This is a genomic window from Natronorubrum halobium (assembly GCF_051351675.1).
Classification (GTDB): domain Archaea; phylum Halobacteriota; class Halobacteria; order Halobacteriales; family Natrialbaceae; genus Natronorubrum.
Genome location: NZ_CP195595.1, coordinates 2,611,553 through 2,626,309, shown reverse-complemented (window position 1 = coordinate 2,626,309; position 14,757 = coordinate 2,611,553). Strand labels below are relative to the sequence as shown.

The window sequence follows — 14,757 nt, the reverse complement described above, 5'->3', positions numbered from 1 at the left end:
AGCGACCCGTTGGAAACCAGTCACTCAGAGATAGAATTAACTTGGTGTGTCCGTATGCACAACTATCTGCGCGACGACGTGTGTCTCGCTCACGCGCGTCGTGACACGGGTGCTACATATGACTGGGCAAGACACGACGCCGACCGACCTCCGACTGGACGAACAGGGCGACGGGATCGAAGTCACCGTCGGAATCACGCAACTCGAGGCCTTTCTGACGGCCGAGGATCCCGAGGTGCGGGAGTACGCGGCGAAGACGCTGGCGAACGAGGCCGCGGAGCGCCCCGACGACGTTCGGTCGGCCGTCGACGCGCTGACCGACCGCCTCGAAGACGACCCCGCGATCAGGTCCCACGCCGCCGCGGCGCTGTCGGCGCTCGCGGACACCCACCCCGCGGCGATCCGAGACTCGGTACCGGCCCTGACCGAGCGTCTCGAGGGCTCGACGACGATCCGAGCGGACGCGGCCGACGCCCTCGCCGCGGTCGCGGCCGACGAGCCGCGTATCGTCACCGAATCGACCGACGCGCTCGGGGCCCACGTGACCGACGAGAACGAACGCGTTCGCGTCCGCACGACGGACGCACTCGCCGCGGTCGCCGACGCCGACCCCGAGACGGCAGCCGCGGTCGTCGACGAGGTGGCCGAGGCGACCGGCGACGAGACGGCCGCCGTCCGCGAGAACGCGACGGGGATCCTCGCTGCGGTCGCGGCGGAGAGCCCCGAGGACGTACTCGAGACGATTACCCCCCTCGTCGACCGACTCGAGAACGACGCGGAGCGAACCGCCGAGAACAGCCGGACGCAGTCCGGCGACGAGGAGGTCATCAGAGCGAACGCGACGCGTGCGCTTCGGGAAATCGCACTCGAGGAACCAGCGGCGGTCGCGACCGAGGTCGAACCGATCGCCGGCAGGCTCGCGGACGCCCACGTGGAGATCCGAGCCGACGCCGCGGTCGCCCTCGCAGCCGTCGCCGCGGATCGCCCGGACGCGGTCACCGACGTCGTCGAACCGCTCGCGGACCGCCTCGACGACGTCCCCGAGGTTCGCCGCGAAACCGCTCGAGCGCTCCGGGACGCGGCCGAGAGCGATCCCGCCGCGGTCGTTCCGGCCGTCCCGGAACTCGTCGAGCGACTCGACGACTCCCGAGAGGACGTCCGAACGGACGCGGCCGCGGCGCTGTCGGCCGTCGCGTCGGAGGAACCCGCCGCAGTCGACGATGCCGTCGCGCCGCTTGCTAACTGGCTCGAAGAGGGAACGCCGGAGATCCGGAGCCACGGCGTCGCGGCCATCGCGGCCGTCGCGGAAGCCCGACCGACGGCCGTCGAACCCATCGTTATCGACGTCGCGGGCGTCCTCGACGACGATGACGAGATCGTCCGCCTCGACGCGGCCCGCGCCATCGCCGCCGTCGCCGAATCCACGTCGGATCCGGTGCGGCCCGTCGTCTCCGATCTCGCCGATCGGCTCGACGATTCGCACGAACCGGTGCGCCACCACGCGGCCGACGCGCTGAGCGCCATCGCGCTCGAGGCCGGCGAGGCGCAAAGCGCCTCGGAGCACCGAGCGGGGAGCGAAACGACCCGCGAGGCCGGAGACGAACCCAACGTTCCCGCGCTCGTCGACCGACTCGAGGAGGGCGACGAGTGGGTCCGGGGATACGCCGCCCGCGCGCTCGCCGAGGTCGCCAGCGCACAGGTCGCGGACGCCCACCCGGCGGTTCGGTCGCTGTGCCGGCGGCTCGAGGACGACGAAACGCCTGTTCGACGGGCGGCGACGCGGGATCTCGTCACCGTCGCGACCGAGAACCCGGACGACGTCCGCGGCGCCGTCTCGGCGCTCGGCGACCGACTGGGTGACGACGACGCGACCGTCCGGAACAACGCGGCGATCGCGCTCACCCGACTCGCGGAGCGCTATCCGGACGACGTCCGCGAGGCCGACGTGCTGGTGTCGGTGTTCGGCGCGCTCGACGACGCCGACCGAACGATCGAGGCGACCGTCCGGAACGCGCTCTCGACGATCGCTCCCGACGGCGCGGACGGCTGTCGACCACCGGTCGCGGTCGCGGTCGAGGAGACGACCGCCGACGAGGAGCGGGTCCGCGTAGCCGCCTGCGAGGCGCTCGCGACCCTCGGCGTGACCAGCGGCGACGAGACCGAGGCCGTAGTCGACGCCCTCTGTGGACTGCTGGTCGAACCCACGCCGGCCGTTCGCGCCGCGGCGCTGTCCACGCTCGAGACGACGCTCTCGGCCGACGTCGACGCCGAGCCGACGCCGACCGACGCCGTCCTCGAGGTCCTGGCGGCCGGTGACGACCGCGCGGTCGCCGTCGCCGACGCGCTCGCGGACGTCGCCCGGAGCGATCCGGAGCTCGTCGGCGAGGCTGCCAAGCCGCTTCTCGACCGATTCGACGCGGCCGAGGGTGCCGAACGACGCGCGCTCCTGGGCGTGCTGACGACGGTCGTCGAGGCGGGCGACGGCAACCCCGTGACGGGACTCCTGCTCGACCGACTCGAGGCCGACGGGGATCGACGCGCGATCGCCGGCGAGATCGCGCGACTGGCCGCGACGACCCCCGACGACGTCGTCGCCGAACGGGACCGACTGCGCGCCCTGCTCGAGGCCGGTGCGGCGGGAGACGACGCGAGCAGTCAGCCCCAGTCCGGCCACGGCGAGGCGGTTCGCGGCTACGCCGCGCTCGCACTCGGCACGCTCGCGATCACCGGCCACGACGACGGGGACGCGCTCGGATCGGCGCTCGAGCACGTCGACGATCGACTGCTCGACGCCGCCTCGCTCGCCACCGGCGGCGAGACGCCGACCCACACCGACGGCATCAACAACCAGCTCTCGGGGATGGGGCGTCGGCTGGACGGCGACCCGTGGGCGGCCGGACTCGCCCTGCTCGCACTGTCCGTGCTGGCCGACGAATCCGACAGTCTCCGACCGACCGGCGTCGCGAAGATCGCCGCCGGACTCGAGGCCGAGAGTCCGATCGTTCGGGTCACCGCCGGACGCGTCCTCGAGACGATGGCAACGGACGATCCCGCGGGATTCGAGGAGGCGTTCCCGGCGCTGCTCGACGCGCTCGACGATCCCGACGGCGACGTCCGGGCGACCGCGGCCGCAGCGCTGGCCGAGTGCGCCGACTCCGACGGCGGACCCCGACTCGAGGACGCCGGCAGGGACCACGTCGCGCCCCTCCGCGCGTCTCTCGCCGATCCCGACGGCCGCGTTCGCGCCCGTGCAGTCCGAGCGCTCGCGGCGCTCGAGGAGACCGATTCGCTGCCCGTTATCGGCACGCTCACCGACGATCCGGTGCCGACCGTCTCGGAGGCGGCGTCGAACGCGACGACGCGGCTCGAGGCCGCACGGGAGCGTGACGGCGAGGGGAGCGACGAGAGCGACGAGATCGACTGGCCGCAGGTCCGCGCCGGGCCGACGCGATCCGGGCACGTCGCCGGCGACGCGCTCACCCGTCGAGCGAGCGAACGCTGGCGGGTCGACCTCGCGGACGACGTCGACGTCGAGGCCGCGCCGGCGGTCGTCGACGAGACGGTCGTCGTCGGGCGCGACGACGGCAGCGTGAGCGCACTCGCACTCGAGGACGGCCACGAGCGCTGGCGGTTCGAAGCCGGCGGCCCGATCAGAGTCGCGCCGGCGGTCGTCGACGAGACGGTCTACGTCGGCAGCGACGACGGTGCCGTCTACGCGCTCGACGCCGAAACCGGCGAGCGAGCCTGGCGCTACCAGACCGACGGTCGCGTCCGCACCGCACCGGTCGCCGTCGACGAGACGGTCTACGTCGGTAGCGACGCGCTCCACGCGATCGACGCCGAAACCGGCCAGCCCGTCTGGACCGTCGACCTCGAGGGCGAGATCGAACGCGGCCCAGTCGCGGGTCCCACGGTCGCAGACGAGACGGTGTACGTCGCCGCCGGCGAGCGACTGTTCGCGGTCGCGGCCGCCGACGGGAGTCCGCGCTGGGAGACCGCCCTCGAGACCACCGCGGGCGCACCGCCGGCCGTCGGCGACGGAACGGTGTACGTCGTCGCCGGCGAGTCGCTCGTGGCGCTCTCGAGTGCCGACGGCTCGCGCGAGTGCCGGTTCGACACCGGCGGTCGGATCGAGATGCCGCCCGCCGTCGGCGACGGAACGGCCTACGTCGTCAGTTCGGACGCCAGCGTCTACGCCGTCGACACGGAGACGGGAACCGAACGCTGGCGAACCCCCGTCGGCCGGGCGACGACCGGCCCCGTCGCCATCGGCGGGACCGTTTGCGCGGGGCTCGACGACGGAAGCGTCGCCACACTGCGGATCTCGGACGGGTCACAGCTGTGGAACCACGACTGCGGAGAGTCCGTGTCGTCGCTGGCCGTCGCCAGCGGTCGACTGTGCGCCGTCGGCGACACCGGGGTCAGGGTGATCGGCGACTCGAACTCCTCGTTGACGGATTCCATCTCCGGGCTGTTCACGCGGCTCGGCGGTGGAGAGCAGTAGCAAAAACGCTCCGCTCGGCAAATCGCGAGCGACCCAGTTCGAATCCCATCCCGACAGTTCTCGACCGCGCGACGGTGTCCGTTCGCACAGTCGACTGCGAGAGCGGAGAACTGAACGACCAAGTACCGCTCGCACGTCTGGACGGCCATGAGCGACGAGCGCGAACGGTGGAACGAGAAGTACAGTCGCGTCGAGTGGGAGCTTCCCGACGACCCCGTCCCCGAACTCGAGCGGCGGCTCGGGACCCTGCCGGACGGGCGCGCCCTCGACGTCGCGACCGGAACCGGGCGGAACGCGCGCTTTCTCGCCGCCAACGGGTACGACGTCGACGCCGTCGACATCTCCGACGTCGCACTCGAGGACGCCCGAGAGCGCGCCGAGAAACGCGGCCTCGAGGTGAACTGGATCCGCGCCGATCTGGCCGACTTCGATCCGGAGACCGACGCCTACGACGTGATCGCGGTGAGCTTCTTTGCGGCGCTCGAGCACCTCCCCGCGCTCAAGGAGGCGCTGGCGCCCGGCGGCGTGCTCGTCTACGAACACCACCTGCGCTCGAGCGACGCGGTCGAGGTCGGCCCCTCGAGCGAGCGGTTTCGATACCGATCGAACGACCTCCTCCGGGCGTGTCTCGACCTGACGATCCTCTCCTACGAGGAGCGCCGGCGGCCGGTCTCGGGCGGCATCGCCGCAGTCGCGACGCTCGTGGCTCGGAACTCGAGCGGTGGCAGTCAGTCGTACCCGAAGCTCCCGGCGCGCGACTAGTCCCGAGAATCGTCTGCCGTCTCCCCGTTGCCGTCTGCCGTTCCGTCGCTATCGTCTGTCGACTCTTCGTCGCCGTTTGCCGTCTCTTCGCCGTCCGCTATCTCCCTGCCGTCGTCTGTCGTCCCCTCATCGTCCGCTGTCTCCCCGCCGTAGGCTGCCGTCTCGTCGTCCTCCGTCGACTCCCGTGCCTCGAGTGCGTTCTCGACGCCGGAGACGATGTTCGCCGCCGTCGTGCCGCCCTCGTCGCGCCAGTGGACCTCGCCGGTCCCAAAGAATCGCCGATACCGACCGAATCGCCGGACTGCCAATCGTTAACACCGATCGCCCGTAACGAACCCCTATGACCTGTCCGTATCTGGCCTACCGGGAGGAGTCGGCGGAGATGCAGTTCGCGGAACCGCGAGCCTACTGCACCGCCGCCGAGCGGTTCGTCCAGCCGATGCGCGCCGACGTCTGCAACGACCGCTACGACCTCGCACACGACCGCCACTGTGAGATCTTCCTCGAGCACGCGGACGCGAACGAGATCGAGACCGATCCCGGGACCGATACGGATTCCGACTCCGGTGCCGGTGCTGAAAACGCGGCCGACGACGACCGGACGACCGGAGGGGACGAATGAGCTACAGCGACTTCCTCGCCGGCGACCCGGTGATTATCACGGCGGCGCTGACCGGCGGCGTCCACGGGAAGGAGGCGAATCCGAACCTCCCGGAGACGCCGGCCGAGATCGGCCGCGCGGCGGCCGCCGTCGAGGAGGCCGGCGCCTCCGTCGTTCACGTCCACGCCCGCCGGCCGAACGGCGAGCGCACCTTCGAAACCGAGCGGTTTCAGGAGATAGACGACGCGATTCGCCGCCACGCCGACGACCCGATCATCCAGCACTCGACCGGCGGGACCGGCGCGCCGGACGCCGACCGCCACCTCCCGCTTCGAACCGATCCCGCACCGGAGATGGCCTCGCTCGATATGGGGCCGCTGAACCGGTACGACCACCTTACCAGCGAGAACACCCGCGGACTGGTCGACTCGCTCCACGCGGAGATGGTCGAGCGCGGGATCAAGCCCGAACTCGAGGTGTTCAACGACGGTCACCTGAACGAGGCTCACGGCCTGCTCGAGCGCCGCGACCTCGCCGATCCGGTGTACGCGACGCTCATCTTCGGCCCCGGCACGCTGACGCCACCGCGACCGCGAAACTTTCTGAACGCGATCGACAACCTGCCCGACGGTGCCCGATTCAACACTCTCGGCTTCGGTCAGCATCAACTCCCGTTCGCGACCATGGGAATCGTGTTCGGCGGCCACGTCCGCGTCGGACTCGAGGACAACGTCTACTACCGCCGGGGAGAACTCGCCGAGAGTAACGCCCAACTGGTCTCCCGCGTTGCCCGCGTCGCCGGGGAACTCGGCCGCGAGGTGGCGACGCCGGCGCAGGCGCGCGAGATTCTCGGCCTCTGACCCTTCCGGAGGGATGTCCTCGGCCGGACGGTTCGATTCGACGAATTATTAGCACGAAACACTGAGCTTCTCTCAAGTCGACACCCCACCGAAACAACTATGCCATATTTTGCCTTGGTATATGGTTATACAATGACCAACTGCTCGAGTCGAGTGCTCTTGCGGGTCCTCGACGAGCGCGGGGCGGTCGAAACGACGTCGCTGGCGGACGCACTCGACGTGCATCCGGTGACGGTGAGCAAGGAGTGTCACGAACTGCAGTCCGACGGTCACATTCGCCAAATTTCGGGCGGCGTGTACACGATTACGGACACCGGCCAGCGATACCTCGAGACGCTTTCTGAGTAGGTGGATCGCGCGACGGTCAGGATCCCGGGCGCTGTCGCCGTTCCCGCTCGATCGTCGTCACGTAGATCCCCGCGAGGACGACCAGCCCACCCACCACGGTCACCGCGTCGGGCACCTCGGCGAGAAACACCAGCGCGAGCAGCGTCGCCCCGACGGGTTCGCCCAGCCAACCGACGCTCACCACGACCGACTCGAGGTGTTTCAACACCCAGTTGACGACGGTGTGTCCGAAAACGCCGGGACCGACGGCCATCCCGAGAAAGAGCAGCCACTCGCGCGCCGGGTAGGCGACGAACTCGTGACCCTGAACGCCGACGAGGAGACACAGCGTCAGCGCACAGGCCGTGTAGACGACCGTCACGTAGGGGAACAGCGAGACGCGCTGGCGGATCGACCGTCCGGCGAGCACGTAGCCCGCGACGGTGACCGCCCCGAGCAGCGCGAGGGCGTTGCCGTACAGCGTCGCGTCGGAGATCGGCGCCTGTCCGGCGTCGCCGAACGACATCACGGCGGCCCCGATCACGGCGACGGAGATTCCGAGGACCGTCTCGCGGCTGATCCGCTCGCCGAGGACGAGCCCCGCCCCCAGCGCCACGAAGATGGGTTGGCTCTGGACGATGGTAACGCTCGCCGCGACGCTCGTGTGGTTCAAACTCTCGAACCACGCCGCGAAGTGGATCGCGAGCGCGATTCCCGCGAGGGCCGCGAAGCCGAGATCGCGCCTCGAGAGTCGGGTGAACTCCTCGCGGTACCGAAGCAGGGCGACCGGTGCGAGCAGGGTCGTCGTGAACAGCACTCGGTAGAAGGCCGCGACCGAACTCGGGGCCGCACTCCAGCGGACCAGGATGGCGCTGGTGCTCGCCGCGAACACCGCGAAGGCCAGCGCGACGACGGGCGTCACCTCGAGATCGGATCCGCGCATACCGTGGGCCACTCAGGGGGCCCCCAAACCGCTTCCGAAACGTGGTGATGCGGTCCCCGGTATCGATTCCACTCGACCCGCTCGCGACGGCGGAGATCGTTGGTTCGGGATCGCCGACACTATACGGACGAACCGGGGAGTTCACGTATGAACGAGCGGACGGTCGGTATCGCGTACGTACTCGCATCTGCCGTCGGGTTCGGCGCCGTCGGCATCTTCGGAACGCTCGCGAGCGATCTCGGTCTCTCGATTCCGACCGTCCTCGTCTTTCGGTTTCTCATCGCAACCGTCGTCCTCTGGCTGTTGCTCGGGCTTCGCGGCCGAGCGCGCCCGCTTACCGGCCGGACGTTCGGCTGGGCGATCGTCCTCGGCATCGCCGGCTTCGGCGGGATGAGCGGCTTCTACTTCTGGGGATTGGAGTATCTGACCGCGGGGCTGGTCGCGATCGTCCTCTACACGTATCCGGCGATCATCGTCACGACGACGATACTCTCGAATCCGTCGCGCGTTAGCCGATCGCTCGTCGCGGCGCTCTGTCTGTCGCTCGGCGGCGTCGCCCTGATCGTCGGCGCGGATCCGGCCGGTGCCGATCCGCGAGGCGTACTCATCATGCTCGCCGGGGCCGTGAGCTACGCGGGCTACGTGATGGGCAGCGAGCGCGTCCTCGAGTCGGCCGACTCCGAGCTACTGACGGCGCACGTCCTGCCGGCGGCCGGCGTCGCCTTTCTCGCGATCGGAGTCGCGATGGAGACGTTCGCGGTGCCGTCGGCGACCGAGACGACGGCCTGGGGCGTACTGGCCGCGCTGGCGATCCTCTCGACGGCGGTACCGATCCTCCTGCTGTACGCCGGACTTCAACGGATCGGCGCGAGCAGAGCGGGCATCGTCAGTACGGCGGAACCGGCCGTGGCCGTCGTCCTCGGGGCAGCGGTACTCAGCGAATCGGTGACGGCCGCGACGGTGGTCGGCGGCGGACTCGTCGTCGTCGGCGTCCTCCTGATCCACCGTCGGACGTGAGCGCTCGACCGCCGCTCGAGTCGGTGTCGGAGAATGGGGCTCGAGTCGCTCTAAAAGTATCTCGCTCGGTAAATTATCGCGACGTCCTCGTCCACGTCGTCCAGCCCGATGATGTCGTCTTCGGTGAGGTCCTCGGCCTCCCACTCCTCGAGGAACTCGAGTGCGTCCTCCTCCTCGGCGAACGGGCGCGGTTCGATCCCCATCGGATCGTCGGCGGCGTCGTCGTCGGTGATGCGAACGAAGTACGCGTCGGTGGCGTCGATGAGGTCTCGATTCGCGTAATCCATCGTCCACGCACCGGCGATATCGGAGTCCGAAGTGTGGGCGACGAGGTACGCGAACATGCACCCCGGCGCATCGAAGACGGCTCCCGCTCCGTCCTCGTGTGCGAGTTGGCTGTGCCATCGAGGGTAATCCGTCGGAGTCATCGTACAGACCGGGCAGCTGTGGCTGCTGCTGAACTCGACCGGGCCGTCGCCCGGGTGCTCCATGTTCGGTTCGAACGACGGCCCGTCGTCGCCGTCACCGTTGTCGTCGTCCTCGTCGTCGCCGCCGCTACAGCCGGCGAGTCCGGCGAACGCACCCGTCCCGAGCAGACCGAGCAGCCGTCGTCGCTCGAGTGGGGCGCTCTCGCGCTCAGTCATACGCGTAGGTATCGGTCCGATCACCAAAACGGACGTGGTTCAGTCGCCGAATCGACCGCCGTTCCGTCCGATACCGGGGGGACCGTTCACTCGAGTCGCGCTTTCGTCATCCGGTGGCGCGTTCGAAACATCCCCTCGAAGCCGATCCGCGAGAACGGGGCGGCCGCGTCGACGAGTCGACCGATACCGGCGTCCCCGCTGTGCGGTAGTTCGTACTCGACGCGGTCCCGCAGAATCGTCTCCGCGCCGTCGGCGAAGAACGTGTGCGCGTGCGCCCAGTGATCGAACGGGCCGCGGATCATCTCGTCGCGGAAGTACGCGACGCCGTCGCCCCGCTCGCGCTCCGTGATCAACGAGGTCCAGTACCGGCGCGGGCCGACGTCGAACGGGCGCATCGACAGCGATATCTCGGTGCCGGCCTCGAGCACCTCCGGGTCCGTCTCGCCGTTCGGCCCGATCATCGACTCGACGCGCAGCCCCATCCACTGGGGCGTGAGCGCTTCCAGCCCCTCGATTCGCGAGTGAAACTGCCAGACGTCCTCGAGCGGTGCGTCGATCGTCGTCTGACGGTCGTAGGTCGGCATAGCTGTGACCACGGCGGCAGGGGTGAAAACGAAACGGCCGAACGGTGTTCCGGACGGATGGTCCCGATTATTTCAGTCGCTCCTGCAGGAACGACGGATGGGCTGCAGTGACGCCGTCGATCTCGAGAACGTTTTCGGAGATGATCTCGCCCAGCGCGTCGCCGTCCGCGGCGCGAACCTCGGCCATCAGCATGTGGTCGCCGCTGGAACTGTAGAGCGCTTCGATCTGGTCGAGGGCCTTGAGGGCCTTCGTCGCCTCGACGTAGCGTTCGCTCGCGACGTCGATTCCGACCATCGCGATGGTCTTGCTCGAGAGTTTCTTCGGATCGATGTCGGCGGAGTAGCCGACGATCACGCCCTCTTCTTCGAGTTGATTGATGTACTTTCGAACCGTCGGCTTCGAGACGTCCGCCCGATCGGCGATCTCGGCGTAGGACGCCTGTGCATCCTCTTCGAGAACTTCGAGGATGCGATCCTCCGTCGCCTGTGTGCTCATGTGATACTGTTTTGCTCCGACGGAAAAATATCTTTTGTATACGAAAACGACGGAAATCCCGGGGACGGCGCCGTAATGAGGGGAGTCAAACGTCGGCTATCGGACACGTATCGGGGCGACGACAGCCATCGTCACATCGCGGCGATACCCACCGAGGCGAGACCGAGGAACTTATTCGCGTACTGACCCCAGTTTCAGCGAAGGACATGGTCGACCCGAGCCTCATCAGCGGAACCGTCTGGCTACTCTGTGGGATCGCGATCCTGTTTCTCGGCTACCTCATCGCGATCCGCGGACGGGCCGACCTGCACGCGAACTACGACGAGTCGGTCGATCCGGCGTACGTCTCTCGGTGGGCCGGCGGGACCGCCCTGCTCATGGGGGCGCTCGTCGTCGCCTACGGGATTCGCGAGATGCTCTACGGCTTTCGGCCCGCCGCACTCGGCGCGTTACTCGTCGCGTTGCTCGTCCTGAGCTACCTCACGAAGCTGTTCGCACGCGGCGTGGGATACCGCGGCTGAGAGCGGGTGTTGCACTCCGAACCCCGTCTAACGGATATCGACTCGCGTCGGCAAATTAATAGTGTCGTGATCGAAACAGATCCGGCATGAAACAGCACCGCATCCGCGTCCTCGGGTGTGTCTTCCTCTGTGTCCTCGTCGTCGCCCTCGCCGGCTGTGCCGGCGCCGTCACCGACGACGGAAACGAGACGGAGTCGGCCGACGAACCGGTTGAACCGGCCGCGAGCACCTCTAACGGCACGACTGCGAACGTCTCGGACGACTCGAGCGACTCGAACGAGACGGTCGGAACGGATGAGACAGACGAAGCGATCGGAACGGACGCCGACGTTCCCGACGACATCGAGGCCGAGTTCGCCGCCGCCGATCCGCCGGACGCGATCGCGGCGACGCTCGAGACCGAGATGACGATAGACGGCGTCCCGTTCGCGTTTTCCGAGGCCGTCTGGATGCGTGCCGGCGGGGAACGTCGCAGCGAGAGCGAACTCACCAGTTCCGTGCAAGTCACGGTCAGCGACGGCGAGACGGTCTGGAACTTCCCCGCCGACGGGAGTTACGGAACCTCTCACGACGCTCGAGAGCCGCCCGATGCGGGTCTCGAGCGACTCTACGAGGACTCCCTGGTGCTGTTCGAGGCGTACGAAATCGAGGCGGTCGAGACGGCGACGGTCGACGGCCACGAGACGTATCGCGTCGTCTTCGATCCGAACGCGACGAAGACGGACGCGAGTGAGGGCCTGTCGGAAACGGACGACGCGCAGGTACCGTCGACCGACGAAGACGTCGATCGGCTCGAACTCCGGCTCGAGCAGGAGACCATGTTCCCGATCCGGTACGAACTCGGGGACGAGAACGCGTCTCTGACGATGACCTATCGGGAGCTCGAGTTCGGCCCGGAACTCGACGACGACCTGTTCGAACCGCCCGAAGACGTCGAGTTCATCGACACCACCCTGCCGAGCCACGAGACGTACGATCGCGTCGCTGACGCCGACGCGGCCGTCGCCTTCGACGTCGACGAACCGACGACCGTTCTGGCGGGGTACGAACTCGACCGGGTGACCGTCTCGGCGGACGAAGACGACCGGACGAACGTGAGACTCGCGTACACCGGTCCCGACGGTGCGCTGCTCTCGGTCGAGGCGAGCGACGACCTCTCGGCGGTCGAGTTCGACGGCGAAGCGGTCGACCTCGACGGACCGACGGGAACCTACACGGAGCAGGGAACGACGGGCACCCACATCGTCACGTGGACGTGTGGGGACACCGACTACTACGTCGGCGCGCCGGCGGACCTCGAGCGCGAAACGGCGGTCGACGTCGCGTCGTCGATCCCCTGTGAGTAACGTGCCGTCTCCTTCCCGATCCGAACAGCCGCCGTTCCGTTCAGATTCGATCGGTGTCGTAATATACCTCGAGTGTCGACTCACTGAACATGTCCCCCAGCGATGCCACTCACCGGTCCGCCCTCCTCCTGGTGGTCGTCGCGCTCGCCTGCCTGAGCGCCGGCTGCGTGGCGCTTCCCGACGAGGGCGTCTCGCAGGACCACCTCGAGGACCGATTCGCAGAGACGGAGCCGCCCGAGGAACTCGCGGCGACGGTCGAAGTCACCGAGACGGTCGACGGTGAGGTGACCACCCACACCGAAACCGTCTGGCTGCGCGCCGACGGCACCAGTCGAATCGAGACAACCGAAGACGGAAGCGAGATGGTCATCGTCAACGACGGCAGCGAGCGCTACTTCCACGACCGCGAGGCGGACACGGTACGGAGTTACGAGATCGATTCGAACGCGACGCCGTACCTCGAGGCCCTCTACGAACAGCCCGAACGGTACGTCGAGGCCTACGACGTGACCGACATCGAGGAGACGACGGTCGACGACCGCGACACCTACCACGTCACGTTCGATCCGCCGGCGAACGAGACGATCGATCGATCGATCAGCGTCCAACTCGGACCGGACGAGTACGTCTTGCCGCTCGAGACGAGCGAGGTGGATACCGCCGAGCGAAGCGCCGACCGCGTCGAACTCTGGCTCGATCGGGAGACCATGTTCCCCGTCAAACACAGTATCGCCGGCGACGGTATCGAACTGGAGACGACCTATCGAGCGCTCTCGTTCGACGAGCCGCTCGACGAGGCGTTGTTCGAACCGCCCGAGGCGGACGACGGGAGCGAACCGGACGAATTCGTGTTTCCGACGATCACCAATCACGAGTCGGTCGACGAGGCCGACGCCGCCGCGCCGTTCACGGTCGCCGAACCCGAGACCGACGCGCTGCCGGCGGCGGTCGAACTCGAGGAGATCAGTCGATACGAGTTCCACGACGAGAACCGGACGCAGGTGACGCTGAGCTACCGGAACGGGGACGGCGATTCGGTCGCGGTCACCACGAGCGACGGCCAGCGGCAGTTCGCGATCGGCGGACAGTCGATCGACGTCGGGAACGCGACGGGGACGATCGTACACACCGACGAAGGGACCGAACTCCAGTGGTCGTGTGACGGCCTGTACTACTCCGTGTTCGCCGGCGGCGGATACGGGAGCGAAACTGCCACTGCGATCGGAGAGTCACTTCCGACGGAGTGTTAACGATCGCAGTCGGTACACTAATTACTACTGCTGAGAGAGACGATTGAAAATGTCGCGGGCCGATCGCACACTGCCGTCGGTTGCGGTGCTGATACTCGTCCTCACCGTGACGGTACTCGGTGCCGGCTGTGTCACGTTCTCGGGTGACGATTCGACCGCGACGGAGTTCGAGGACGAGCTCGCGGCGACCGATCCACCGGCCGCGGTCACGGCTACCCTCGAGGTGACGATCGACCGCGGCGGCGAGCGCGAGACGATCACCGAACCGGTCTGGCTCCGCGCCGACGGCACGAGTCGGATCGGCGACCGCGAGCAGGGAAGCGAGTTCGTCAGAGTCGACGACGGCGACCGCGTCTGGACGTACGACGGCGGGGACGACGCGGTGACGGTTCGTGACTCGAACGCGACCGACACGCACTACCTCGAGTTCGCGTACACCGAACAGGAGCGCTACCTCGAGGAGTACGCGGTTACGACCGTCGAGGAGACGACGGTCGACGGCCACGACGCCTACCGCGCGGCGTTCGATCCGCCGGCGAACGAGACGATCGAACGCTCCGTCGGGATCATCGTCGGTGACACGGAGTACGTCCTGCCGCTCGAGACCAGCGACGTCGACGGCACGTACGCGGATTCGGCCGAACTCGTGACCGACCAGGAGCGATTCTTCCCGCTCGAGTATCACGTCGAAGCCGGCGACCTCGAACTATCGATCACGTACAGCGACGTGACGTTCGACGAGCGCATCGACGACGATCGATTCACGTTCGAGCCACCAGAGTCGGCGACCGTCGAACGCGAGTCGGTTTCGAACTGATTCCAACCGAGCGGGTGCAGTTGCTCGTTCCCGTAATCTGGGCCAAAAATCGAAAGTCGTCTCGAGTGGCGCCGAAACGCGTCGC

At 68.0% G+C, this 14,757-nt stretch carries 15 protein-coding genes; 10 read left to right on the top strand and 5 right to left on the bottom strand.

What is annotated here, in order from left to right; translation table 11 throughout:
* Nucleotides 1-118: 118 nt before the first annotated feature.
* Both ACSFC7_RS12970 and ACSFC7_RS12965 read left to right on the top strand, forming a co-directional pair.
* Nucleotides 119-4,504 (top strand): outer membrane protein assembly factor BamB family protein, encoded by a 4,386-nt coding sequence (locus tag ACSFC7_RS12970; protein WP_436343195.1) that lies wholly within the window; start codon nucleotides 119-121, stop codon nucleotides 4,502-4,504.
* A gap of 147 nt (nucleotides 4,505-4,651) precedes the next feature.
* On the top strand, nucleotides 4,652-5,266 hold the full coding sequence (locus tag ACSFC7_RS12965; RefSeq protein WP_436343194.1) for a class I SAM-dependent methyltransferase: 615 nt from the start codon (nucleotides 4,652-4,654) through the stop codon (nucleotides 5,264-5,266).
* Here the strand turns inward: ACSFC7_RS12965 and ACSFC7_RS12960 are convergent.
* On the bottom strand, nucleotides 5,263-5,574 hold the full coding sequence (locus ACSFC7_RS12960; RefSeq protein ID WP_436343193.1) for a hypothetical protein: 312 nt from the start codon (nucleotides 5,572-5,574) through the stop codon (nucleotides 5,263-5,265). The genes ACSFC7_RS12965 and ACSFC7_RS12960 overlap by 4 nt on opposite strands.
* A 32-nt stretch (nucleotides 5,575-5,606) precedes the next feature.
* On the opposite strand from ACSFC7_RS12960, the gene ACSFC7_RS12955 reads away from it, so the two are divergent.
* The 3 genes from ACSFC7_RS12955 (at nucleotide 5,607) to ACSFC7_RS12945 (ending at nucleotide 7,075) form a co-directional block, all read left to right on the top strand.
* Entirely contained in the window at nucleotides 5,607-5,888 is a 282-nt protein-coding gene (locus tag ACSFC7_RS12955; RefSeq protein ID WP_436343192.1) for a hypothetical protein, read from the top strand.
* Complete coding sequence (locus tag ACSFC7_RS12950; protein WP_436343191.1) at nucleotides 5,885-6,727, top strand: 3-keto-5-aminohexanoate cleavage protein; 843 nt, start codon at nucleotides 5,885-5,887, stop codon at nucleotides 6,725-6,727. The genes ACSFC7_RS12955 and ACSFC7_RS12950 overlap by 4 nt, the downstream gene beginning before the upstream one ends.
* 153 nt (nucleotides 6,728-6,880) lie before the next feature.
* Entirely contained in the window at nucleotides 6,881-7,075 is a 195-nt protein-coding gene (locus tag ACSFC7_RS12945) for a DeoR family transcriptional regulator (protein WP_436343190.1), read from the top strand.
* A 16-nt stretch (nucleotides 7,076-7,091) separates the two neighbouring features.
* Here the strand turns inward: ACSFC7_RS12945 and ACSFC7_RS12940 are convergent, their stop codons facing one another.
* On the bottom strand, nucleotides 7,092-7,997 hold the full coding sequence (locus ACSFC7_RS12940; protein ID WP_436343188.1) for a DMT family transporter: 906 nt from the start codon (nucleotides 7,995-7,997) through the stop codon (nucleotides 7,092-7,094).
* Between the two features lie 147 nt (nucleotides 7,998-8,144).
* On the opposite strand from ACSFC7_RS12940, the gene ACSFC7_RS12935 reads away from it, so the two are divergent.
* Nucleotides 8,145-9,014 (top strand): DMT family transporter, encoded by an 870-nt coding sequence (locus ACSFC7_RS12935; RefSeq protein ID WP_436343186.1) that lies wholly within the window; start codon nucleotides 8,145-8,147, stop codon nucleotides 9,012-9,014.
* 50 nt (nucleotides 9,015-9,064) lie between these two features.
* Here the strand turns inward: ACSFC7_RS12935 and ACSFC7_RS12930 are convergent, their stop codons facing one another.
* From ACSFC7_RS12930 to lrpA1, 3 genes are all read right to left on the bottom strand, one after another.
* A complete protein-coding gene (locus ACSFC7_RS12930; RefSeq protein WP_436343185.1) occupies nucleotides 9,065-9,658 on the bottom strand; it encodes a nitrous oxide reductase accessory protein NosL in 594 nt (197 codons plus the stop codon).
* 86 nt (nucleotides 9,659-9,744) lie between these two features.
* A complete protein-coding gene (locus ACSFC7_RS12925) occupies nucleotides 9,745-10,242 on the bottom strand; it encodes an SRPBCC family protein (protein ID WP_436343184.1) in 498 nt (165 codons plus the stop codon).
* 67 nt (nucleotides 10,243-10,309) lie between these two features.
* Nucleotides 10,310-10,738: an HTH-type transcriptional regulator LrpA1 gene (gene lrpA1, locus ACSFC7_RS12920; RefSeq protein ID WP_436343182.1), complete on the bottom strand. Its 429-nt coding sequence runs from the start codon at nucleotides 10,736-10,738 to the stop codon at nucleotides 10,310-10,312.
* Nucleotides 10,739-10,944: 206 nt separating this feature from the next.
* On the opposite strand from lrpA1, the gene ACSFC7_RS12915 reads away from it, so the two are divergent.
* The 4 genes from ACSFC7_RS12915 to ACSFC7_RS12900 all read left to right on the top strand — a co-directional run bounded on the left by ACSFC7_RS12915 (nucleotide 10,945) and on the right by ACSFC7_RS12900 (nucleotide 14,672).
* Nucleotides 10,945-11,259 carry a hypothetical protein gene (locus ACSFC7_RS12915; RefSeq protein ID WP_436343180.1) on the top strand — a complete coding sequence of 105 codons (315 nt, stop codon included), beginning with the start codon at nucleotides 10,945-10,947 and terminating at the stop codon, nucleotides 11,257-11,259.
* Nucleotides 11,260-11,345: 86 nt separating this feature from the next.
* Nucleotides 11,346-12,605: a LolA family protein gene (locus ACSFC7_RS12910; protein WP_436343179.1), complete on the top strand. Its 1,260-nt coding sequence runs from the start codon at nucleotides 11,346-11,348 to the stop codon at nucleotides 12,603-12,605.
* An 89-nt stretch (nucleotides 12,606-12,694) separates the two neighbouring features.
* Nucleotides 12,695-13,855 (top strand): LolA family protein, encoded by a 1,161-nt coding sequence (locus ACSFC7_RS12905; protein ID WP_436343178.1) that lies wholly within the window; start codon nucleotides 12,695-12,697, stop codon nucleotides 13,853-13,855.
* Between the two features lie 49 nt (nucleotides 13,856-13,904).
* Nucleotides 13,905-14,672 (top strand): LolA family protein, encoded by a 768-nt coding sequence (locus ACSFC7_RS12900; RefSeq protein ID WP_436343176.1) that lies wholly within the window; start codon nucleotides 13,905-13,907, stop codon nucleotides 14,670-14,672.
* Nucleotides 14,673-14,757 lie beyond the last annotated feature (85 nt).

Bases quoted from the DNA above. Each gene is read 5' to 3' on its own strand.
- ACSFC7_RS12970 (WP_436343195.1), top strand. From the start codon at position 119: ATGACTGGGCAAGACACGACGCCGACCGACCTCCGACTGGACGAACAG.
- ACSFC7_RS12965 (WP_436343194.1), top strand. From the start codon at position 4,652: ATGAGCGACGAGCGCGAACGGTGGAACGAGAAGTACAGTCGCGTCGAG.
- ACSFC7_RS12955 (WP_436343192.1), top strand. From the start codon at position 5,607: ATGACCTGTCCGTATCTGGCCTACCGGGAGGAGTCGGCGGAGATGCAG.
- ACSFC7_RS12950 (WP_436343191.1), top strand. From the start codon at position 5,885: ATGAGCTACAGCGACTTCCTCGCCGGCGACCCGGTGATTATCACGGCG.
- ACSFC7_RS12940 (WP_436343188.1), bottom strand. From the start codon at position 7,997: ATGCGCGGATCCGATCTCGAGGTGACGCCCGTCGTCGCGCTGGCCTTC.
- ACSFC7_RS12935 (WP_436343186.1), top strand. From the start codon at position 8,145: ATGAACGAGCGGACGGTCGGTATCGCGTACGTACTCGCATCTGCCGTC.
- ACSFC7_RS12930 (WP_436343185.1), bottom strand. From the start codon at position 9,658: ATGACTGAGCGCGAGAGCGCCCCACTCGAGCGACGACGGCTGCTCGGT.
- ACSFC7_RS12925 (WP_436343184.1), bottom strand. From the start codon at position 10,242: ATGCCGACCTACGACCGTCAGACGACGATCGACGCACCGCTCGAGGAC.
- lrpA1 (WP_436343182.1), bottom strand. From the start codon at position 10,738: ATGAGCACACAGGCGACGGAGGATCGCATCCTCGAAGTTCTCGAAGAG.
- ACSFC7_RS12915 (WP_436343180.1), top strand. From the start codon at position 10,945: ATGGTCGACCCGAGCCTCATCAGCGGAACCGTCTGGCTACTCTGTGGG.
- ACSFC7_RS12910 (WP_436343179.1), top strand. From the start codon at position 11,346: ATGAAACAGCACCGCATCCGCGTCCTCGGGTGTGTCTTCCTCTGTGTC.
- ACSFC7_RS12905 (WP_436343178.1), top strand. From the start codon at position 12,695: ATGTCCCCCAGCGATGCCACTCACCGGTCCGCCCTCCTCCTGGTGGTC.
- ACSFC7_RS12900 (WP_436343176.1), top strand. From the start codon at position 13,905: ATGTCGCGGGCCGATCGCACACTGCCGTCGGTTGCGGTGCTGATACTC.